Origin of the sequence: Corynebacterium sp. KPL4072 (genome assembly GCF_037908395.1) — a bacterium.
GTDB classification, from domain to species: domain Bacteria; phylum Actinomycetota; class Actinomycetes; order Mycobacteriales; family Mycobacteriaceae; genus Corynebacterium; species Corynebacterium kefirresidentii.
The window spans coordinates 118,551-138,725 of the sequence record NZ_JBBMGE010000004.1 but is presented as its reverse complement, the minus strand read 5'-3'; the positions used below and the strand labels follow the sequence as shown (position 1 = coordinate 138,725).

Annotated in this window: 19 protein-coding genes; 7 read left to right on the top strand and 12 right to left on the bottom strand. The window is 57.5% G+C overall.

Going from position 1 to position 20,175, the window contains the following annotated elements:
• Positions 1-20: 20 nt before the first annotated feature.
• The 4 genes from WMP97_RS05645 to gatB all read right to left on the bottom strand — a co-directional run bounded on the left by WMP97_RS05645 (position 21) and on the right by gatB (position 5,434).
• On the bottom strand, positions 21-1,091 hold the full coding sequence (locus WMP97_RS05645; RefSeq protein ID WP_445293082.1) for an aldo/keto reductase: 1,071 nt from the start codon (positions 1,089-1,091) through the stop codon (positions 21-23).
• A gap of 16 nt (positions 1,092-1,107) precedes the next feature.
• Positions 1,108-2,535 carry a YkvI family membrane protein gene (locus WMP97_RS05640; protein WP_340439996.1) on the bottom strand — a complete coding sequence of 476 codons (1,428 nt, stop codon included), beginning with the start codon at positions 2,533-2,535 and terminating at the stop codon, positions 1,108-1,110.
• A 202-nt stretch (positions 2,536-2,737) separates the two neighbouring features.
• Positions 2,738-3,790 (bottom strand): NAD(P)-dependent alcohol dehydrogenase, encoded by a 1,053-nt coding sequence (locus tag WMP97_RS05635; RefSeq protein WP_340439995.1) that lies wholly within the window; start codon positions 3,788-3,790, stop codon positions 2,738-2,740.
• Positions 3,791-3,928: 138 nt separating this feature from the next.
• The gene (gene gatB / locus WMP97_RS05630; RefSeq protein ID WP_340439994.1) at positions 3,929-5,434 is read right to left on the bottom strand and encodes an Asp-tRNA(Asn)/Glu-tRNA(Gln) amidotransferase subunit GatB; all 1,506 of its coding nucleotides are present in this window, start codon (positions 5,432-5,434) and stop codon (positions 3,929-3,931) included.
• Positions 5,435-5,491: 57 nt separating this feature from the next.
• Here gatB and WMP97_RS05625 point away from each other — a divergent pair, with 57 nt between their 5' ends.
• A complete protein-coding gene (locus WMP97_RS05625) occupies positions 5,492-6,277 on the top strand; it encodes a DUF4261 domain-containing protein (RefSeq protein ID WP_340439993.1) in 786 nt (261 codons plus the stop codon).
• Here the strand turns inward: WMP97_RS05625 and WMP97_RS05620 are convergent.
• The 3 genes from WMP97_RS05620 to WMP97_RS05610 all read right to left on the bottom strand — a co-directional run bounded on the left by WMP97_RS05620 (position 6,274) and on the right by WMP97_RS05610 (position 9,769).
• Entirely contained in the window at positions 6,274-7,257 is a 984-nt protein-coding gene (locus WMP97_RS05620) for a bile acid:sodium symporter family protein (protein ID WP_445293061.1), read from the bottom strand. The genes WMP97_RS05625 and WMP97_RS05620 overlap by 4 nt on opposite strands.
• Positions 7,258-7,336: 79 nt before the next feature.
• Positions 7,337-8,368, bottom strand: coding sequence for an ATP-dependent 6-phosphofructokinase (locus tag WMP97_RS05615; RefSeq protein WP_340439991.1), 1,032 nt, complete (start codon positions 8,366-8,368; stop codon positions 7,337-7,339).
• 24 nt (positions 8,369-8,392) lie between these two features.
• Positions 8,393-9,769, bottom strand: coding sequence for a DHA2 family efflux MFS transporter permease subunit (locus WMP97_RS05610; protein WP_034656450.1), 1,377 nt, complete (start codon positions 9,767-9,769; stop codon positions 8,393-8,395).
• A gap of 47 nt (positions 9,770-9,816) precedes the next feature.
• On the opposite strand from WMP97_RS05610, the gene WMP97_RS05605 reads away from it, so the two are divergent.
• The gene (locus WMP97_RS05605; protein ID WP_340439990.1) at positions 9,817-10,140 is read left to right on the top strand and encodes a hypothetical protein; all 324 of its coding nucleotides are present in this window, start codon (positions 9,817-9,819) and stop codon (positions 10,138-10,140) included.
• Positions 10,141-10,217: 77 nt separating this feature from the next.
• On the opposite strand, the gene WMP97_RS05600 is transcribed toward WMP97_RS05605, so the two are convergent.
• From WMP97_RS05600 to gatC, 3 genes are all read right to left on the bottom strand, one after another.
• Positions 10,218-10,712 (bottom strand): META domain-containing protein, encoded by a 495-nt coding sequence (locus tag WMP97_RS05600; protein ID WP_239208881.1) that lies wholly within the window; start codon positions 10,710-10,712, stop codon positions 10,218-10,220.
• A gap of 87 nt (positions 10,713-10,799) precedes the next feature.
• The gene (gene gatA / locus WMP97_RS05595; RefSeq protein WP_340439989.1) at positions 10,800-12,287 is read right to left on the bottom strand and encodes an Asp-tRNA(Asn)/Glu-tRNA(Gln) amidotransferase subunit GatA; all 1,488 of its coding nucleotides are present in this window, start codon (positions 12,285-12,287) and stop codon (positions 10,800-10,802) included.
• Complete coding sequence (gatC, locus tag WMP97_RS05590) at positions 12,288-12,584, bottom strand: Asp-tRNA(Asn)/Glu-tRNA(Gln) amidotransferase subunit GatC (RefSeq protein ID WP_034656449.1); 297 nt, start codon at positions 12,582-12,584, stop codon at positions 12,288-12,290.
• A gap of 204 nt (positions 12,585-12,788) precedes the next feature.
• Between gatC and WMP97_RS05585 the strand changes: the two genes are divergently transcribed.
• Positions 12,789-13,448 (top strand): hypothetical protein, encoded by a 660-nt coding sequence (locus WMP97_RS05585; RefSeq protein ID WP_023021725.1) that lies wholly within the window; start codon positions 12,789-12,791, stop codon positions 13,446-13,448.
• Positions 13,449-13,458: 10 nt separating this feature from the next.
• On the opposite strand, the gene ligA is transcribed toward WMP97_RS05585, so the two are convergent.
• Positions 13,459-15,528, bottom strand: a complete 2,070-nt coding sequence (ligA, locus tag WMP97_RS05580) for an NAD-dependent DNA ligase LigA (RefSeq protein ID WP_445293081.1) — start codon at positions 15,526-15,528, stop codon at positions 13,459-13,461.
• Between the two features lie 45 nt (positions 15,529-15,573).
• Between ligA and WMP97_RS05575 the strand changes: the two genes are divergently transcribed.
• The 4 genes from WMP97_RS05575 (at position 15,574) to WMP97_RS05560 (ending at position 19,237) form a co-directional block, all read left to right on the top strand.
• Positions 15,574-16,245, top strand: a complete 672-nt coding sequence (locus tag WMP97_RS05575) for a 3'-5' exonuclease (RefSeq protein WP_340439987.1) — start codon at positions 15,574-15,576, stop codon at positions 16,243-16,245.
• A gap of 40 nt (positions 16,246-16,285) precedes the next feature.
• Positions 16,286-16,783 carry an ArsR/SmtB family transcription factor gene (locus WMP97_RS05570; RefSeq protein WP_316360022.1) on the top strand — a complete coding sequence of 166 codons (498 nt, stop codon included), beginning with the start codon at positions 16,286-16,288 and terminating at the stop codon, positions 16,781-16,783.
• Positions 16,783-17,775 carry a serine hydrolase domain-containing protein gene (locus tag WMP97_RS05565; protein ID WP_316360020.1) on the top strand — a complete coding sequence of 331 codons (993 nt, stop codon included), beginning with the start codon at positions 16,783-16,785 and terminating at the stop codon, positions 17,773-17,775. Before WMP97_RS05570 ends, WMP97_RS05565 begins: the two co-directional genes overlap by 1 nt.
• 340 nt (positions 17,776-18,115) lie before the next feature.
• Entirely contained in the window at positions 18,116-19,237 is a 1,122-nt protein-coding gene (locus WMP97_RS05560; protein WP_340439985.1) for an AAA family ATPase, read from the top strand.
• Here WMP97_RS05560 and WMP97_RS05555 read toward each other — a convergent pair.
• Positions 19,234-20,148 carry a methionine synthase gene (locus WMP97_RS05555; protein WP_340439984.1) on the bottom strand — a complete coding sequence of 305 codons (915 nt, stop codon included), beginning with the start codon at positions 20,146-20,148 and terminating at the stop codon, positions 19,234-19,236. The two genes, WMP97_RS05560 and WMP97_RS05555, sit on opposite strands and share 4 nt — an antisense overlap.
• Positions 20,149-20,175: the final 27 nt, after the last annotated feature.

Below are 20,175 nucleotides of genomic sequence, written 5' to 3'. Positions count from 1 at the left end.
GGCCGGGTTCAAAGGGCCGCCTAATTGCCGCGAACGCGCGACGCGGTCGCACCGGCCCACCGGTTGATCCCGGCGTCATGGGCGACGTCGTCAATCGCGCCCAGCTCCTCCGCACTGAAGTCGAGGTTATCCAGTGCCCCCAGGTTGTGCTCGAGCTGCTCCACCGAAGAGGCGCCCAATAGCGCCGAGGTTAGCGTGCGGTCGCCTTGGTCGCGCAGTACCCACGAAATAGCCATCTGAGCCAAAGACTGCCCACGCTTGCGCGCAATATCGTTAAGAGCGCGAATCATGGACAGGTTCTCCTCATTAAGCCAATCCTTTTCCAAGGTCTTATCTTTTGCTGCGCGGGAATCTGCGGGAATGCCATCAATATAGCGATCCGTCAGCATGCCCTGTGCCAGCGGCCCGAAGCCGATGACTCCCAATCCGCTACGCCCAGTGACGTCAAGCAGCGACTCGCCGTCTTCGCCGGGACGTTCAATCCAGCGGTTGAGAATGGAATAGCTTGGCTGATGAATCAGCAATGGGCAGCCTTCCTCTTCCATAAATTGCACGGCCTCCGCGGTAAGCTCCGGCCCGTAAGAGGAAATGCCCACGTAGAGGGCCTTGCCGGAAGCTACGATATCGCGCAGTGCATAAAGGGTTTCTTCCAGCGGGGTATCTGGATCCGGGCGGTGGTGATAGAAGATATCCACGTAATCCAAGCCCATGCGCTCGAGAGACGCGTCCAAGGAGCTCACCAGGTACTTGCGGGAGCCACCAAAGCCGTAGGGGGAATCATTCATCACCCAGCCGGCCTTGGAAGAGATGATCATTTCATCACGGAAGGGACGGAAATCGCGAGCGAAGATGCGGCCGAAGTTGGCTTCGGCGGCGCCAGGTTCCGGGCCATAGTTATTAGCCAAATCGAAATGAGTAATCCCCCGGTCATACGCTGCGCGTAGAATCTCGCGCTGCGTGGCCAGGGGACGATCGTCTCCAAAGTTCTGCCATAGACCAAGGGAAATGGCCGGCAACTTCAGACCAGAGTTACCTACTCGGCGGTACTCCATCGAATCATAACGGTCAGATGCGGGTGCATAGAAACTCATGGCACCCATTGTCCGCTTAATTCTTCGGTTTGTCAGCCTGCGGACGCTCCTCATCTTCCTCGGGGTCGCCGGATGCACCGGTTTCTTCGACCCACTTTTCAATTTCTTCCGGGGTGCGGTCGGTTTCTACCGCATCACGCTCGGTGTAGTAAGAGTAATCGTGGCGCTTTTCTTCGTACTTTTCCTTGTCAAAGTCCACGTCATCGTCGCTGTCGAGTTTCTCGGTGACTTCCTCCACCAGCTCATCATAAAGGGCCTCGTTATCCATATTGGAGTCCTCGATGTGCTGGCCAATTTCATCATCGTAGCGCTCGGCGTCATATTCCTTGTCCGGGTGCAGCTTCAGGTGCATGAGGGCACGTACGCGCTCGCGACGCACTGCCTCGTCCTGGATCTGGGACTGGCTACGGAACCACGCAAAAACCAAGATGGCGACCATGAGGATTCCCATGTAGCCAATGATTGGGTAGATGTAGTTCATCAAGGTCTTAAAACCGGCAAAGGAAACAGCGAAACCAGCCAAGCAGCCGATGACGAAGATGACCGGGTAGCGCTTCTCATGGCCGGCAGACAGGCGCTTACCCAGCGCGTAGAACATGCCGATGGCGGTATTAAAGATCATCAAGTAAATGATGACCGCCATGACAGCGCCCAATGTGGGATTGACGTCATCGACCAGAGACAACATCGGAATATCTGAGCCTTGTGCCTTATCCGAGTTCATCAACAGGGAGAAACCGGCAAGCCCCATCATGACGGAGTAGATAACGCCGCCCACAACGCCGCCCCAGCCGGCCTCGCGCGGGCTAATATTATCGCCGCCGATAACCAGGGACATAGATACGGCTAGCATCAGAGCAAGGCCGTTGTAGTTCAGTGCGGAAATCAGCCAGTTGCCAATCGGAGTATCGATTTGGCTGGAGGCGTCCATGGCAGCACCGATATCGTCCGGCATGTTAAGGCCGGTGTAGATGGCTACGCCAATGACCGCAATGATGATGGTCGGTGTTACCGCACCAATAACCTTGGACACCTTATCCACGTCGAGCATGCCAACGATCAGGACCAAGACCAGCATGAGCGTGGAACCGATCCACGTCTTCCAGCCAAATTGCTGCTGCATATTAGAGCCAGCACCAGCCAACATCACAAAGCCAATGGCAAAGAGGGTGATGATGACCGCCACGTCCAGCAATTTGGAAACAATCGGGTGGGTGACATTACGGAAAACAGTATTGTGTTCCGATGCGTGGAAATAGCTTCCCAACTGCAAGAACACTGTACCTGCAAGGGTCATGATGAGTGCGGCGATAATGATGCCAGGAATACCCCAGGTACCAAAGGCAGTGAAGTACTGCACCACCTCTTGTCCCGTGGCAAAGCCTGCGCCGACCAACAAGCCCACGAAGGACATTGCAATGGCGATAATGTTTTTAGAAGACACAGTTGCCTAACTTTTGTAGCGAATATCTCTCGCATACTGGTGCGCGCGGCCCCTTGTCCCCCGCTCCCCAGCACGTGGGCTACGCAACACCGATATGCGTTCCTTAAGGAATGGTACGTAAGTGACCCGCCAAACACCTACTGATGCATACCGATGTTGTGCTAAATCACATATGGGGATTCAGCGAAATCAACCAAACGCCTTAGTCTTCGAAAGTTGCGGTATCAATCACAAAACGGAATTTCACATCGCCGGCTACCACGCGCTCATAGGCAGCATCGACATCGTTGACACCGATCTTCTCGATGACGGCTCCAATGCCGTGCTCCGCACAAAAGTCCAGCATCTCCTGGGTCTCGGCGATACCGCCGATATTATTTCCCGTCAGCACCTTGCCGCCGCCGACGAGGCTGCCCATGTGGATTCCCAGTTCCTCTGGCGGAAGGCCGACCACGGACATGATACCGCGCGGCTTAAGCAGCTGCAGGTAATCATCGAGAGAGTACTGGGCAGAAATGGTGGACAGGATGACATCGAATTCGCCGCGGTGGTTGGCAAAGAAGTCTTCGTCTTCACCGGTGGCCAAAATGTGCTTCGCACCAAGCTCGTAGGCTTCCTTCTCTTTGCGCAAGGAGCGGGAAATCACGGTCACTTCCGCACCCTTTGCCGCCGCGATTTGGACACCCATGTGGCCCAATCCGCCTAGGCCGACTACAGCGACCTTGTCACCTTCCTTGACCTGCCAGCGGGCCAGCGGCGAATAGGTGGTGATTCCCGCGCACAGCAGCGGGGCTGCTTCATCAAAGTCAATACCCTCGGGGATGGTGCACACGAAGCCTTCATTGACGACTACCTTCTGTGCATAGCCACCTTGGGTAATGGTGCCGTCTACGTCCTCGGAATTATAGGTTCCTACATTGCCGTTAAGGCAGTTCTGTTCCTGTCCATTGCGGCATTGCTCGCACTCGCCACAGGAGTTTACTAGGCAGCCCACGCCAACGCGGTCACCCACCTTGAACTTCGTGACCTTATCGCCCACGGCTTCTACAACACCGGCGATCTCATGGCCCACCGTCAGTGGGAAGTGGGCTTCGCCCCACTCGTTTTGAATGGTGTGGATATCGGAGTGGCAAATGCCTGCAGCTTTGATATCAATGACCACGTCATCCTCGCGCGGATCGCGGCGCTCGATTTCTACGACCTTAAAGGGTGCTTCAGGGTTTTCCTTTTGCAATACTTTGCTCTTAATTGGCATGCCCACAACCCTACGCTTACCCCTGCTAACCTCGCCTAACGAAAATAATCACCAATTTTGACAGGAAATGAGGGTACAAAAAAGCCAGCCACGCGTCCTGTTCGAGGAAGTGCGAGCGCGGCTGGCTTAACGTGGTGCTTAGTTCAGCTTCTCTGCGATGAGCTTATTGACCTGACCAGGATCGGCCTTTCCCTGGGTGGCCTTCATGACCGCACCCACAATGGCACCGGTTACCTTCTTATTGCCGGCACGGTACTTCTCCACGATGTCCGGGTTAGCTGCCAGCGCATCATCCACGGCCTTTTCAATGGCGCCATCGTCACGCACGACCTCCAAGCCGCGCTTTTCGACGACCTCATCGACGTCGCCTTCGCCCGCCAACACGCCATCTACCGCCTTACGCGCCAGCTTGGTAGTCAGCTTCCCTTCATTGACGAGCGCGATAACGCGCGCCACCTGCTGCGGGGTAATGGACAAACCTGCAAGGTCGGTATCCTTCTCGTTGGCCTTGCCTGCTAGATAGGAAACCCACCAAGAGCGCGCCTCGTCCGGCTTCGCGCCGGCCTCAACGGTATCCACGATGAGGTCGAGTGCGCCGGCGTTGACCAAGTCGCGCATCTCTTCATCCTTGATGCCCCACTCTTCCTGAATGCGCGCACGGCGAACCCATGGCAGCTCCGGAAGGGTCTGGCGCAGTTCTTCTACCCACTCGCGTGGGGCGATGACCGGTGGAAGATCCGGGTCATTGAAGTAACGGTAATCCTCCGCGGTCTCCTTCGGACGCCCCTTGGAGGTAGTGCCGTCGGTCTCTTGGTAGTGGCGGGTTTCCTGATCGATGGTGCCGCCATCTTCAAGTACCTGTGCCTGGCGCTGCATCTCGAAGCGAACCGCCTGTTCCACAGAACGCAGGGAGTTGATGTTCTTGGTCTCGGTACGGGTGCCGAATTCTTCCTGCCCCACTGGGCGCAGAGACAGGTTGGAGTCCACACGCATCGAGCCCTGATCCATACGGGCATCGGAAACGCCTAGGGCTGCCACAAGCTCACGCAGAGCGGAAACATAGGCCTTAGCCACCTCCGGTGCACGCTCGCCGGCGCCGACGATCGGCTTGGTGACAATTTCAATGAGAGGAATGCCCGCACGGTTGCAATCCACCAAGGAAGCCGTAGCACCGTGAATACGGCCGTCCACGCCGCCCAAGTGGGTCAGCTTGCCGGTGTCTTCCTCCATGTGCGCGCGCTCAATTTCCACCCGCCACTCGGTGCCGTCCTCCAGCACTACGTCCAGGTAGCCGTCGTAGGCAATCGGCTCGTCATACTGGGAAATCTGGTAGTTCTTTGGCTGGTCCGGGTAAAAATAATTCTTGCGGGCAAAGCGAGAGGACTCGGCAATGGAGCAATTAAGCGCCAAGCCAATCTTGATGGCGCCCTCCACGCCCTTGGAATTTACTACCGGCAGCGCACCGGGCAGACCCAGTGAAACCGGGTCAACGTTGGAGTTAGGCGCTGCGTTGAAGTTCGTAGGAGAGGTAGAAAACATCTTGGTTTCCGTATCCAGCTCTACGTGGACTTCCATGCCCATTACCGGCTCGAACTTTTCTAGGACCTCATCAAAGTCCATCAGGTCATACATCGCAGCAGTCATGCGTGCCATCATAATACGTCCATGCACCCGCGCGCTCACGCCCCTAAGCTGAATATTATGACTACACCACATAGCGTTGATGCTCAGCTTATCGATGCCCCTTTGATCAACATCGCAGTCTTTCGCACTGCCCCCACGCCCGAGGAGGTAAGCGAGCGTTTGACCACCACTTTTGCCGATCGCTTGGGAGACATCACTCCGGGCAAGAATCCCGGTAGCCTCATGGCCGAGCTCGATGATTCATTCTTATTGCACTACCAAGCCATCGATACCCCTCCCACCCGCGATAGTTATGGTCTCCACCCCATTTTGAGCGCGGACGCACGCGGTCTCGATTCTGCCACCGCACAAATCCTCGTCTCCGTACTTCCCCGGGATGCAGAAGACAACCGTGCCAAGCAGTTTCGTGAGGCTCGCCGCGAGCACCTAGAGCTGCTCTCTAAAGCCACCGCTGTGGTAGCCGAACACCCAGAATGCCTCATCGTCCACAACCCCAGAGGCAACGTATCTATCGCTCCGAATACGTTCCTCGAGGCCGTTCGGGACAACCTTGCCCCGATGCACATTGCGCCAGTATGGCTCACCCAAAAGGGAAACAAGATTCTGGGTTATACCGTGGGGCTAGTCCAAGCAGGTCACCCCGAAGTCCAGGCGACCACCGAATCGATGGATCCCACCGATCTCTATTACAAGCTGGCTAATATCGCAGACCACGTTCTCCAAGGCGCCACCGTCAAGGACGGCGACACCTTAAGCTTCGAAGAAGGTCAGCCGCCCCTGACCGCACAGGAAGAACCCTGGTTTGTAGACGAGTCTCTTCCAGCGGTCACGATTGGTTTCTAGCTAGTACTCTCCTTCCTACGGGAATCCACATAGCGGCAGATGGCAGCCAGCACCGCACCGGAAAGGTTGTGCCACACGGAAAAGACGGCTCCTGGCAGAGCAGCCAATGGGTTCATATACGTCGATGCCAAGGAGGTGGCCAAGCCGGAGTTTTGCATGCCCACCTCGACGGCCATCGTGCGCCGAGCAGCGACTGGCTGCTTGGTTATCAATCCGGCTAGGTAGCCCAGACCGTAGCCACACCCGTTGTGGATAATCACGGCGGCAAAGACCAGCGCACCGGCGCTGGCGATGGTGTCGTGCGCTCCGCCCACCACGATGCACACGATGGCGGAAATCGCCGCAACCGAAATCCAAGGCAATGCCGAGTTAATCCTTGCCACCACCCGCGGCGCCAGCATGCCTATGAGGATGCCGGCGACGACAGGAATGAGCACCACCTTCACAATGGACCATGCCATAGACGAAGCGGAAACCGGCATATACTCCCCTGCCAGCCACAAGGTCAGCAACGGGGTAAACACCGGTGCCAATAGGGTGGAAATCGAGGTCATGGTCACCGACAGGGCTACATCGCCACGCGCTAAATAGGACACCACATTAGAGCTCGTTCCACCGGGAGCGCAGCCTACAAGAATGACCCCGGCCGCTACCGCTTCTGGGAGGTCCATGATTGCTACCACCGCCAATGCCACCAGCGGCATGATGACAAACTGCGCAACTACTCCGATGAGCACGGGAAGCGGCCGGCGGGCCACCAAGGCAAAGTCCACCGGCTTGAGGGTAAGGCCCATACCAAACATGACAATGCCCAGCAGCGGGGTGACCTGCGGGGCAAAGGATGCCGCGGTATTCGGTGCAAAGTATCCAATCACGCCGCCGATAATCACGAGCACCGGAAAGCCTAGCGCTGCGATAAATGCTTGGCGGTCTTGAGCTGCGGAGGGCACAGTAGCCGCCGCCATCCGATTATCTGTCATGCTATCGATACTCATAGACAAAAGAATACGCTCCCACCCAGTGGGAGCGCTATCCTAATATTCGAAATGTGCGTGGTCTCTACCCAAAGAGCGCTTGTGCATTGCGGTAACGCGATTCCGGCACTGTCTTAAGGGTTCCCACGGCCTCCTCCAACGGAACTAGATCAATATCCTCGCCATGGAGAGCTACACACATACCTGACTTGCCTTCATGGGTAGCACGGGCTGCGTGCACGCCGTATCGAGTTGCCAGAACGCGGTCATAGGCAGTCGGTGTACCGCCGCGCTGGATGTGTCCCAGCACCGTCGTTCGCACGTCATATCCAGTGCGCGCCTTGATCTCATCGCCAATAACCTGGCCAATACCGTTGAAAGTCTGGTGTCCGAATTGATCCACGCCGCCGGCTTCGAAGTCCATCGTCTCCTCCTTGGGGAGGGCGCCTTCTGCAACGCAAATAATGCCGTATTTTTCACCCATTTGGAAGCGGCGCTCCATCGCCTTGGTGATTTCTGCGATATCGAAGGGCTCCTCGGGCACCACCGTGTAATGCGCGCCACCAGCCATGCCCGCGTGCAAGGCAATCCACCCCACATGGCGGCCCATTACCTCCACAATCAGAATACGGTTATGAGATTCCGCGGTGGTATGTAAGCGGTCAATAGCATCGGTAGCTACAGATACTGCGGTATCAAAACCAAAGGTGTAGTCGGTGGCATTGACGTCGTTGTCAATGGTCTTTGGAACACCTACTACCGGCACCCCATTATCGGATAGCCACTTTGCCCCCTTGAGGGTGCCCTCGCCTCCGATGGCAATGAGGGCATCCACTTCGGCGTCGGCCATATTGGATTTAATCTGATCAAGACCCGCCTTAAACTTATCCGGATGCAGACGGCCAGTGCCTAGGATGGTGCCGCCGCGCAACAAAATGCGGTCGATTTCTGCATCATCATAGAGATCGCGACGGCGGTCCTCCATCAAGCCCACCCAACCGTCTTCATAACCTACGACGGTATCTCCAAATTCATTGGATGCGGTACGCACAACCGCACGAATTACAGCATTGAGGCCGGGGCAATCGCCACCGGACGTTAAAACACCTAGACGCATACCTACCAATCTAGCGCGCTATTTTTAGCCCTGCAGAGTGTCCCGAAAGCAGAGAGCAGAAACCAAGCCCACCACCAGCGCAACTACGATGACAAGGAGCGAATTAATAAGTGCCACTGCTGGGTCACCTGTTTGCATAACGGCAGACACTAAGGCGACGCCCACTACGGATCCCACTTGGCGGGAGGTGTTATACACACCGGATGCAGCACCCATGAGCTCCGGCGAAATATCGCGCAAGGTGGTAGCTGCGTTGGAACCCCAGATGAAGGACTGCCCCACGCCAAGGCCTGCAATGGGCAGCCCGAGCACCCACGGCAAGGCGTCTACATGCATCACCCACCATGCCGCAAGCAGAGAAAGAATAAGGAGGGAAAATCCCACCACTCCAAGAATTCGAGGATTCACATAATCCGCCATAATTCCCGCGAGCGGAGATATCAGTAGAGAAACCAGAGCCATTGGCGCCACGATAATGCCAGCCTCGCCTGCCGGAATGCCCTGCATGGTCTGCAGCCACAACATGATGGGTAGCATCACTGCAGCCGCCATAAACCCCATGGCAATAATGCCCACCGAGCCGGCAAGGTAATTGCGGTCGCGAAAGAGCGTCAGCGGCACCAGCGGGCTCGCCCCGCGGGCATCGGCGGTAGCCTGCAACCGAATAAAACCTGCGCTAGCGATTGCTCCGGCGAGCAGAATAAGCCAAATGGTCCAGCCCCACCCCAGTACTGGTCCCTGTTGGATGCCAAAGACAATCGCCGCCAACGCGATCAGAGAAACAACGGCCGATGGCGCATCGATGGACTGCGCGGTAGTAGGCAACTCGGGCACCCACAACAGCGCCAGCACGATGGCCAGCACCACGAAAGGAATGTGTACCCAAAAGGCGGCCTGCCAACCGAAGTTTCCCACTAAGAAGCCTCCGGCGAGTGGACCGACAAGTGCTGCAATCGAGCCGATTACACCCCACACGCCCAACGCACGTCCACGGCGCTCGCGTGCGAAGATTCGGTTGATGACGGACATACTTTGCGGCATCTGGAGAGATGCCCCTACGCCTTGCACGGCACGCGCGGCAATGAGTACTTCTACTTGGGGAGCTATGGCACAAACCATCGCACCGACCCCGAAGATAGCCACGCCCAGACAAAACATCCGGCGTTGGCCCAAAACGTCGCCCAGACGGCCGGCGAAGAGCAACGGCACCACTGCAGCCAATAAATAGGACGCGGATACCCACATGGCCTGGTTTACACCCGCGTCTAGATCACGTTGCAGGTTCGGCAGCGCGACCGCCACCATGGATTGGTCCAGAAGAGACACAAAGAATCCCAGGGACAGTGCAAACATGGCGCGCCATGCTTGGCGCTCAGGCGGCAAGTGCGTCTCCACAGTCATAGCCATAAAGTCTAGCGGGGCCAGAAGTATCGGCCTAGACTGGCCGCATGTCCATGATTGATATCAAAAAGCCCCAAGACGTATCTACCGCCACTACTGTCACCCTCGGCCTTATCGGCGGGTGGGTGACCGCCCGCGAGACCGGAATCCGCCCGCTCGGCGGCGTTATCCTCGGCGCCGCTGGCGTGTGGGCAGGCCGCTCTTGGGCAAAGAAAACCACTCCGGCTACCACTGCTGACCTGTGTGCACTCTACGTGGGCGCATTCGGCGCCTCCCACCCGTTGGCGAAGAAAATTGGCGCCTGGCCAGCCGTCCTTAGCGTGACCGCGGCCTCGGCGGGCGCAGCCTATGCGCTTTCCGACGCCAAGTAATCCCCCCCACACACACAAAATGCGCACCATGCCCGAAGACATGGTGCGCATTTTTAGTTTTAGTGTGCTGCGAGTTTTTACTTGGCAACACTAAACTCGGCCGCAGCTTCCTCGCTGCCCAAGGCTACGGTGCCGCCAGGGAGGTTAAAGAAGGAAGGCTTGGACTCAAGGAGGCCGAGCAGGGCGTCGGAAAGCTGCTGCGTATGCTCATCGCACGCCGCGCGGGTGGAGTTAAACTCGCCGACGCTGATGGTGCCATCCGCAGCCACCTTGTAGGTGGTGGTGTAAGTATTGCAGCCATCATTCATCACCAAGGAGTGGTCCTTGGCAAATTCGACGCTAAACTTTCCTTCTTCCTTAATGGAGTGGAGAGTTCCAGTGATGGTCTGCCCCTCGATGTGAGGCTCCAGCTTCTCCGCGCCCTTCGGCAGCGGGGCAATAAGCCCAGAGTTGGTCGGCGCGGTCATGCTGAACCCCGGATCGATGGAGGGCACCTGCGCGGCATTGGCAACGCCCACGCCCATGAGTGCAGCGGCGGACAGCGAAAAAATTGCGGTCTTCTTGAAATGCATACCCGATAATTTTACCCCCGCCGAATATAAATTCAACGGGGGCAGATAAACCTTTATGGAATTGCCAGGGACCCCACAGGAAGTCGCTTATTTATTGCGGCCAGCTTCATAGGCAGCGCCGACCTTGTACAGGCGGTCATCTTGGAAGGCTGGCGCCATGATCTGCAGACCGGTGGGCAAATTGGTATCGCTTGCCATACCGGATGGCACAGACATGCCGCACAGGCCAGCCAGGTTCAGCGGCAGAGTGCACAGGTCAAAGTTGTACATTGCCATCGGATCCTCGGCCTTCTCCCCCAGCTTAAACGCGGTAGTCGGGGTGGTCGGGGAAACAATTACGTCAACCTGCTCGAAGGCGCGAGCAAAGTCCTGGGCAATGAGCGTACGCACGCGCTGCGCCTGCAGATAGTAGGCATCGTAGTAGCCCACGGACAGTGCATAAGTACCCAGCATGATGCGGCGCTTGACCTCTGGGCCAAAGCCTTCTGCACGAGACTGGGACATGACCTGCTCGGCAGAGTGGGAGCCGTCATCTCCCGCACGCAGGCCGTAGCGCATGCCATCGAAACGCGCCAGGTTAGAGGACACCTCGCACGGCATGATCAGGTAGTACGCAGCCAGTGCGTCATCGAAGTGCGGGCAATCTACCTCGACAATCTCCGCACCCTGCTCGCGCAACTGCTCAACGGCGGCATGGTAGTTCTCCATCACGCCTTCCTGCCAGCCATCGCGCTCAAATTGCTTAATCAGGCCGACCTTGACTCCAGAGAGGTCCCCCTTAGCACCCTCGCGTACAGCGGCGACAACCGGCGCTACCGGCTTATCAACGGAAGTAGCATCGAAAGCATCGTGGCCAGCGATGACCTCGTGCAGGAGCGCGGTATCGAGGACAGTGCGGCCGCACGGGCCCGCTTGGTCGAGGGACGAGGCAGCAGCGATAAGACCGTAGCGGGACACGGTGCCGTAGGTCGGCTTTACGCCAACGGTGTTGGTCAGTGCAGCTGGCTGGCGGATGGAACCACCGGTATCGGTACCGATGCCAAGCGGCGCCTGACCGGATGCAAGCGCAGCAGCGGTACCACCGCCGGAGCCGCCTGGGGTGCGCTCCGTGTCATAAGGGTTATGCGCTGGGCCAAAAGCAGAGTTCTCATTGGAAGAACCCATAGCAAACTCATCCAGGTTGGTCTTGCCCAGGATGGGGATTCCAGCCTCGCGCAGGCGCTTGGTCACGGTAGCGTCATAGGGAGAAACGTAGCCCTCCAGCATCTTGGAAGCAGCGGTTGTCGGCGCATCGGTGGTAACCAGCAGGTCCTTAAGCGCCAGCGGCACGCCGGCCAGACCAGAAGCAGGCTCTTCACCGGCATCGAGTGCCTTATCCACGGCGTCGGCAGCCGCGAGGGCTTCTTCCGCGCCCACATGCAGGAAGGAGTTAAGCTCCTCGTTGGTCGCCGCAATACGGTCTAGGAATGCCTGGGTTACCTCGCGGGAAGTAATTTCACGGGCGTGAATCTTCTCCGCCAGCTCGGCAGCAGTCAGGGAGGTCAGGCCCTCCGCGGGAACGGTCAGGTTAGACATTTATTCTCCTCCCAGGATCTGTGGCACAACGAAGCGCTCTTCTTCTACGGCCGGTGCTTGGTCCAAGGCCTGTTCTGCAGTAAGGGTGCGCACAATAACGTCCTCGCGCATCGGGGCGTCCACGGAGTGCGGGTGGCTCATCGGCTCCACGCCCTCGGTATCAACGTTTCCCACCGCGGAAACCGAATCAACAATTTCATCAATCTGCGTTGCGAACTGGGCTAGCTCTTCCTCACTCAGGGCCAGGCGGGAAAGCTTGGCGAGGTGGGCTACCTCATCACGCGAAATCTCAGACACGCGAACTCCATCCTTTTTCTGCATAATTGACACGCGGGTGAAAAATATTCACCGTCAGCATGTACTATGTGAATTGCTAACGACCCATGGTACTGCACCGACCACGACGGTTGCCGCGTCACCCCAAATTTGCGTTGCTTGAAGCCCGCATTGTGACGCACGTATCATGTCTGGGACTACAAACTACCGAAAGCGTGCAAGACCATGTCCTTTTTGATCCGCGTACTGCTCCCCGATGCTCCTGGCAGCTTGGGCCAGCTTGCCGACGCCTTTGGACTCGTCGATGGCAATATCCAATCGGTCGATATCGTAGAAAACTTTCCCGATGGAACAGTCATGGATGACATTGTCATTGAGTTGCCGCAAGGCACCATGGCCGATGTCCTCATTACCGCCGCCTCCTCTGTCGAGGGCGTGGAGGTCGACTCCATCCGCCCATTCAGCGGCCGCGTAGACCGCCGCGGGCAAATCGAGCTCCTTGCACGAGTTGCCCATGCCACGAATGTCACTGCCGCAATGGAAGAGGTAGTAGCCGCGATCCCAAGGGCTCTAACCTCCACGTGGTGCATCGTCATCGACAATAACGAGCCCATCCACCGCGTAGCTTCTTCCAATGCCGCCCCCGAAGATGATGGAACCGTACCTCACGATATTGAGGTGGAAAGCGCCCGCGTGCTCAGCCCTGATCGTGATGAATGGATCCCGGAAAGTTGGTCGCTACTCGATTCCGCCTTGGCCGCTGCCCCGCTCGGCGATACCGGCCTAGTTATAGCCATGGGCCGCACCGGCGGCCCTGACTACCTAGCCTCCGAGGTGGAGCACCTAGGTCACATCGGCACCATCTTGGGCAGCTTCCTCAAGTAGCCGGACCGATTTAGGCTTCACCTGTTTCTAGTAGCTGCTGGAATTCCGCTTCATTGAGAATCGGGATTTCCAGCTCACGGGCCTTGTCCTCCTTGGAGCCCGCGTTCTCACCGGCCACCACATAGGAGGTCTTCTTCGAGACCGAACCGGTAGCCTTTCCCCCGCGAGAAACAATAGCTTCTTTCGCGGAATCACGGGTGAAGTTCTCCAAGCTGCCGGTCACCACGATGGTCAGACCCTCTAGAGTCTGCTCCTGGTGGTCTTCCACCGCTACCTCCATAGCCACCCCTGCGGCAGCCCATTTGTCCACGATAGTGCGGTGCCAGTCCACTTCGAACCAATCATGGAAAGATTGTGCGATGGTCATACCCACGCCATCGACTTCTGCCAGCTCCTCCGTTTTGGCTGCGCGTAGCTTTTCCATGGATCCATAGCGGGAGGCCAGCGCCCGAGCGGCAATTGGCCCCACGTGACGAATAGACAGCGCGACCAGGACGCGCCAGAAGTCACGGCCTTTGACCTCATCCAGATTCTTTAACAAGTTCTGTCCGGCCGTATTGACCTTGACATTTCCTTCTTTTTTGGTGCGCTTGTCCTTTGTATCCTTCTTCGCCGTGTAGACGTCCGAGGCCAGGAGCTTTTCCTCGGTGAGCTCGAAAAGCTCTGATTCGTCGACGAGAATGCCATTTTCAATTAAGTCCATTGCCCCCTTCTCGCCCAGGGCCTCAATGTCCAGTGCCTTGCGCGAGGCCAAATACTCCAAGCGCGCGGAAAGCTGTGCTGGGCACGATTGGGTATTGGGGCACCGCCAATCCGCGTCGCCGTCTTTTTGTGGGGCCAACTTCGTGCCGCATGCCGGGCAGTTCTCCGGGAAGGCCCACTCATACTCGCTACCATCGCGCTGCTCGCGCACTGGTCCGAGCACCTCCGGGATAATCTCGCCCGCCTTGCGAATGATGACGGTATCCCCGATAAGCACGCCCTTGCGCTTTACCTCGGACTGATTATGCAAGGTAGCCATGGACACTGTGGAACCGGAGACAAAGACCGGCTCCATAATGGCAAACGGGGTCACTCGCCCGGTACGCCCAACACCCACCTCAATGCCCTTAAGCTTTGTAGTCACCTCTTCCGGTGGATACTTATAGGCAATGGCCCAGCGCGGGGCGCGGGAAGTCGCACCCAGTGCGCGCTGCGAGCCCAAATCATCTACCTTGACGACGAGTCCATCCATCTCAAAGATGGCATCGTGGCGGTGTTCTGCCCAATGTGCCACCTCGTCCTGGACCTGCTCAGCCGAGTAAACCTGCTTGGTATATGGGGAAACGGGCAGCCCCCAAGCCGCAATTGCCTTATAGGCATCATGTTGGGAGGTGGGTGAAAATCCCTCGCGCGCGCCTAGGCCGTGACACACCATTTTCAGGCGGCGCTTTTTCACCTCGGCGGGATCCTTCATACGCAGTCCACCTGCCGCGGCATTGCGCGGATTAGCAAACTTTTCCTTGCCATCGGCCGCGCGCTCCTCATTGATTTCTTCAAAATCCTCGGGGCGCATATAGACTTCGCCGCGAATCTCGATCAGCTCTGGGACCGGGTATTCATCTGTCCCCTTGAGCTCATGCGGAATGTCTTCAATCACGCGTGCATTAGCAGTGATGTCTTCGCCCACCGTGCCATCGCCACGGGTCGCGGCGGTGGTCAGGCGCCCATTGCGATAGACCAAATCGATAGACAAGCCATCAATCTTGAGCTCAGTGAGATAAGTCTTTGCTGGGGTTCTTTCGAGCCAATCCTGCATCTCGCCAGCGCTAAAGACATTGTCCAAGCTCATCATGCGCTCAAGGTGTTCAATATCCTCACCGGCGCTCGGTGCAGCACCCACCTGCTGGGTAGGTGAATCAGGCACGGCAAGCTCAGGATGTTCTTCTTCGAGTGCAAGAAGGCGTTGGAAGAGGGCATCAAAGTCGGCGTCGGGAATAGCCGGCTCACCGTTGTAGTACAGGTTGCGGTGGCGGCGCACTTCCTGCGCAAGGTCATTCCATTCACGGTGCAGATCAACTGGATTAGTCACGCTGCTCAAGTGTAGCTATCCCTCGTGTCGGGGCTAGCTACTAAGGTATTGATCATGACTTTCGACGCCTCCCACATGCTCGCCTTCGACCTTGAGACCACCTCGGCCAATCCCAAAGAAGCCCGCATCGTCACCTCTGCCTTAGTCCGCATTGATGGCCGCGATGTACAAAAGGTGGAGCACCTCGCCGATCCCGGAATCGAGATCCCGGAGGAAGCGACCAACGTGCATGGCATCACTACCGAAAAGGCCCGCGCCGAGGGCCGACCGCACGAAGAGGTTCTGAAAGATACAGTCGAGGCCATCAAGGCCGCCTGGGAGGATGGTCTAACGCTCATTGTCTACAACGCTGCTTTTGATCTCACCGTGCTGCGGAGCCTCACCGGCGATTTCACGGTCACCGGCCCAGTCTATGACCCCTATGTAATCGACCGCGTCAGTGATAAGTGGCGCAAGGGCAAGCGCACCCTTGGCGCCGTGTGCGAGCACTACGGCGTCGAGTTGGGCAACGCCCACGAAGCTACTGCCGACGCCCTCGCAGCCGCCCGCGTCGCTTGGAAACAGGTACGCCAGCACTACCCCAACTTGGCGCAGATGGATGAAAACGAGCTCATGGAATTCCAGGCGGTCAAGTGGTACGAGGATCGGACTGCATTTAAGAAATACCTAGAGGGCAAGGGCCGCGATGCCTCGGATGTCTCGACTGCATGGCCTCTAATTTCCTAAAACCATTGCAACAGTTCTAGATTTTTGGAATTCTAGAACTATGGAATCCTTAAAATCGAGAGTCTTGGCCCTCGAAGAACGCGTCGCCAAGCTCGAAAGCCCCACAACAACCCCAGTAGAAGCTTCCGCTGACGAGTCCTCGATGTGGCTCGCGGACGCCCTCGAGCCCTCCCAAGAGCTCCCCGAGGGATCCGTGATTTTTGGCGGCAACCTCACTATCGGCCAGAGCTCTTATGCCTACCAATGGCAGCGACCAGCTGAAGCAGTGACACATGGCGACTGGTCCGAGAACCTCGACCGCCTCGCCGCATTAGCTCACCCTGTTCGTGGCGACATCCTGCGCCGGCTTCTCACCGCCCCGGCCACCGCCACTGAACTTGTCGATGAAGAAATAGTTACGTCCACCGGTACCGCCTACCACCACCTCAGCGCCCTCACCGGTGCTGGCTGGACCACCAAGACAGGCGGAAGATACGCAATTCGACCTGCCCGAGTGGTTCCCCTCCTGACCATCATTACCGCAAGCGAGGCCCACTAATGCGCAAATTAGCCCTGGCCACCATTGTGGCCGCGATATCGGCCGCCTTCTTGCTCATCGTTGGACCCCAGCGAATCTCGATGGCTACTACCGCAACCGGCGATTCAGAACTCTCCACATACCTACGGGAGCACCCAGAGCCTGGCTTCCACAACCTCGCTGCCTTCACACTTGTACAGGGAAAGACCGCCTTCGCCGGACTTGGCGCCGATGAGCACACCGAGGTGGAAATCGGCTCTGTAACCAAGATGTTCACGGGGGAAATTGCCCACCAACTAGTAGAAGAGGGAAAGATTCGGCTCGACACCACGGTGGGCGAAGTTCTCGAGGTCGGCGACTCACCCGTCTCCGATGTCACAGTTCAGGAGCTGCTCGAGCACACCTCGGGGCTTCCACGGTTAGCGAATGGCAGCTTTTTCTCCTCCGTATTCGGGAGCGTCACTGGCGCTAACCCCTACGCGGGAGAAACCAACCGAAACATCTTAGATACAGCGATCGAAGCAAAGCTTGAAGATCGTGGTACAGAAACCTATTCCAACTTGGGATACGCCCTGCTCGGAATCCTTTTGGAAAGGGTCACTGATACGCCCTATGAACAGCTGCTCCACGAGAGAATCTTTAAGCCAGCTGGGATGACGGAAACTTACCTCATGACACCAGGGGCCGTCCCCGAAAATGCTCCACGCGGACTCACCTCCACCGGCCGAAAGGCTGAGCCTTGGGAAATGGACGGCTGCTTTGCTGCCGCTGGAGCCATTAGGTCCACTGCGAGTGATATGGCAGCTTTCACTGAGTGGTTTATCAAAAATGGCGACACCGCTTTCGGCTGGCAAGAGGACGAAGATAACCACACCTTCTGGCACAACGGTGGCACCTACGGATACTCGACAATGCTCATCATTGATCCGAGGAGTGGTCGCGCAGCCTTCGCTAATAATGATTCTCCGGCGGGAACCGAAGATCTCGCCCAAGCACTGTTCGACCAGCTTTAAGGAACCACAATGCTTTTATCCATAGCCATCGCCGCCATTATTGCCTCCGAACTCTGGAGCGCATGGAAAGCTCTAAAGAAACCAAACTCCACCATTTCGCTGGTTGCAACGCTAATAATTACTGTTATCACCGTGATATTTATTGGTTACGCAATGCCGTGGTACAGAATCCTGAATTATGGCTGGTGGTACGCTCTCGTAACCGCTTGCTCCCTTCATATAGGTTGCGTCGCCTGGCGTATCTACACGCTCGACAAAGAGAAGTCTCCCAATTCTCCTAACTCTCCAAGTATGACTGAAAGTCTCCCAAATCTCCGACAAAACGGGTTACACTAGACGCATGGACAACCCATTCCGCCCGACATTCGGCGCCCCTCCCCTATTCTGGGTCGGCCGCGGCGTCGTGCTCGATAGTTTCCGCACTGCCCTCGATGGTTCAGCAGGCAATGCCTCCCGTTCCATGGTGCTAAGCGGCGCTAGGGGCATCGGCAAAACGGTCCTTATCAACGAGTTGGAGGACATCGCCGAGGCCCGAGGGTGGGTAACGCTACGCGCCTCAGGGCGCTCCACCATGGTCGAGGAACTGGTCAATACCACCATCCCCAGGCTGCTTGAACAACTCTCTCCGAGCGACAAGAAGAAGGTCAGCCGCATCGGCATCGGCGGCGTGGGATCAATCGGCTTCGACCATCAAAAGGAAGATCGCTTCACCCCCACGCTGAATACTCGACTGCGTGAGCTTTCCGCAGAGCTAAAAGGCACCGGAATCCTGCTTACCATCGACGAGGTGCAAGACGCCGATGTCGAAGAGCTCACCACCATCGCAGTGGCCTACCAAGACCTGGTGCGCGATGAAATTGATATCGCTTTGGTAGCCGCCGGCCTTCCCCAAGGGGTCAACCACCTATTGGATTTGCCCGGGGTGACGTTTCTGCGCCGGGCTCAGAAGTTCGTCTTAGGACCGCTGTCTCCGGCCAATTCGCAGCAGGCTCTAGAGCACACAGCGTCCGGCTCGGGGTTAGAGTTTAGCCCCGAGGCGACTAGGGACGCCGCGGCGCTTACCCGCGGCTACCCGTACCTCGTGCAATTGGTTGGCTCGCTGGCATGGGAGCGCAGTCGCCAGAATCAAGAAAGTGGCATTTCTCAGGAGACGATTGCTTCGATAGCTCCAGATGCGATTTCAATTATGGGAGCGCAGGTGCACCAGCCTGCGACGTTGACCTTGCCACCGGCGCAGCGGGAGTTTTTGGAAGCAATGGCCGCAGTCGAAGTGGATGGCATCGCCACCATTGCCGACATAGCAGGACACATGGACCGCACTGTACGATCTTTGTCCGCCACTCGCCAGCGGCTTATCGACGCCGACCTGATCGAACCCACCGCACACGGTAAACTGCGCTACGTCATCCCCTATATGGGTGAATACTTCACTACCACGGATAGCCGCGGGCGTGTCGATTAAAGATCGCCGGCGTCGCGGATGAGGATGCCCGCCACCTCAGCGGCAAAGGAGTAGCTGGGCGCGGCCTTTTCCACCGGCCACGGGAAGATATCAACCTGCTCTGGAATTCGCTCCCGCGACAGTCCCATGCGGTCAAAGTGCTGTGCAATAGCAATAGCTTCCGTGCGAGCATCTTGCCCTGCCACGCCCAATCCGACGCGAGCGCCGCCATCAATCAACTGCCCCAAGCCATCGAGATGCTCGGGCGAGGCTAGACCAGCAAAATCGAGCAGCACCGTCTTCGCCGCCACTTCCCATATGGGTTTGCGAAGCCGTAGGTAGTCCGCGCCAAACTCCGCCAGTGTCGCATTGACCTGGTCTGCGGAAACAGCCCTAATCGTATCGAAGTCGGTGGTCCCTGGAAGGGAGCCCGAAAGGACGTCGGCAAGCAGGGGCTCGTCCAGCTGCACTCGCACTTCTGCCCCAAAGCGCTGTGCCACCTGTGCCTTGTGTTCCTGAATTCCGGCCAATAGTGCACCACACAGGTCCCGGAAAGCGCCCGAATCAGTAATCGCGCGGTGCCCGTTTCCTAGCTCCACAGCGGCCGCCAAACTCCACGGTCCTACCGCTTGGACCTTGATACGGGGAACTGACTCGCCCCACACCTCCTGAATCTCGTCCACGTCCCGGCTCATCTGGTCGACAATCCGGTGCGAGATGAGCTGCGGCCGATCGCTGAGCACCCATGAGCGCGGTCCGCGGTCAATGGAGACTGCTTCCAACAAACCCGCTGTGCGTCCAATGGCCCCAGCATAAATCCCGCGGTCCGGCAACTGCGGAAGGTGCGGGAGACCACCGGTCTCACCCATCACGATGTCTGCCGCCTCACTCATGGAGTATCCCGGCATAGGGCCTAAGCCAAAAGCATCCATATTCACCTCGGCGCTAGTATTATTTCT

Bases quoted from the DNA above. Each gene is read 5' to 3' on its own strand.
- WMP97_RS05610 (WP_034656450.1), bottom strand. From the start codon at position 9,769: ATGACTGTGGAGACGCACTTGCCGCCTGAGCGCCAAGCATGGCGCGCC.
- WMP97_RS05585 (WP_023021725.1), top strand. From the start codon at position 12,789: ATGTCCTTTTTGATCCGCGTACTGCTCCCCGATGCTCCTGGCAGCTTG.
- WMP97_RS05575 (WP_340439987.1), top strand. From the start codon at position 15,574: ATGACTTTCGACGCCTCCCACATGCTCGCCTTCGACCTTGAGACCACC.
- WMP97_RS05615 (WP_340439991.1), bottom strand. From the start codon at position 8,368: ATGCGTCTAGGTGTTTTAACGTCCGGTGGCGATTGCCCCGGCCTCAAT.
- WMP97_RS05555 (WP_340439984.1), bottom strand. From the start codon at position 20,148: ATGGATGCTTTTGGCTTAGGCCCTATGCCGGGATACTCCATGAGTGAG.
- WMP97_RS05625 (WP_340439993.1), top strand. From the start codon at position 5,492: ATGACTACACCACATAGCGTTGATGCTCAGCTTATCGATGCCCCTTTG.
- WMP97_RS05635 (WP_340439995.1), bottom strand. From the start codon at position 3,790: ATGCCAATTAAGAGCAAAGTATTGCAAAAGGAAAACCCTGAAGCACCC.
- WMP97_RS05560 (WP_340439985.1), top strand. From the start codon at position 18,116: ATGGACAACCCATTCCGCCCGACATTCGGCGCCCCTCCCCTATTCTGG.
- WMP97_RS05600 (WP_239208881.1), bottom strand. From the start codon at position 10,712: ATGCATTTCAAGAAGACCGCAATTTTTTCGCTGTCCGCCGCTGCACTC.
- gatA (WP_340439989.1), bottom strand. From the start codon at position 12,287: ATGTCTAACCTGACCGTTCCCGCGGAGGGCCTGACCTCCCTGACTGCT.
- gatB (WP_340439994.1), bottom strand. From the start codon at position 5,434: ATGACTGCTGCGATGTATGACCTGATGGACTTTGATGAGGTCCTAGAA.
- WMP97_RS05565 (WP_316360020.1), top strand. From the start codon at position 16,783: ATGCGCAAATTAGCCCTGGCCACCATTGTGGCCGCGATATCGGCCGCC.
- WMP97_RS05605 (WP_340439990.1), top strand. From the start codon at position 9,817: ATGTCCATGATTGATATCAAAAAGCCCCAAGACGTATCTACCGCCACT.
- WMP97_RS05570 (WP_316360022.1), top strand. From the start codon at position 16,286: ATGGAATCCTTAAAATCGAGAGTCTTGGCCCTCGAAGAACGCGTCGCC.
- WMP97_RS05620 (WP_445293061.1), bottom strand. From the start codon at position 7,257: ATGACAGATAATCGGATGGCGGCGGCTACTGTGCCCTCCGCAGCTCAA.
- WMP97_RS05645 (WP_445293082.1), bottom strand. From the start codon at position 1,091: ATGAGTTTCTATGCACCCGCATCTGACCGTTATGATTCGATGGAGTAC.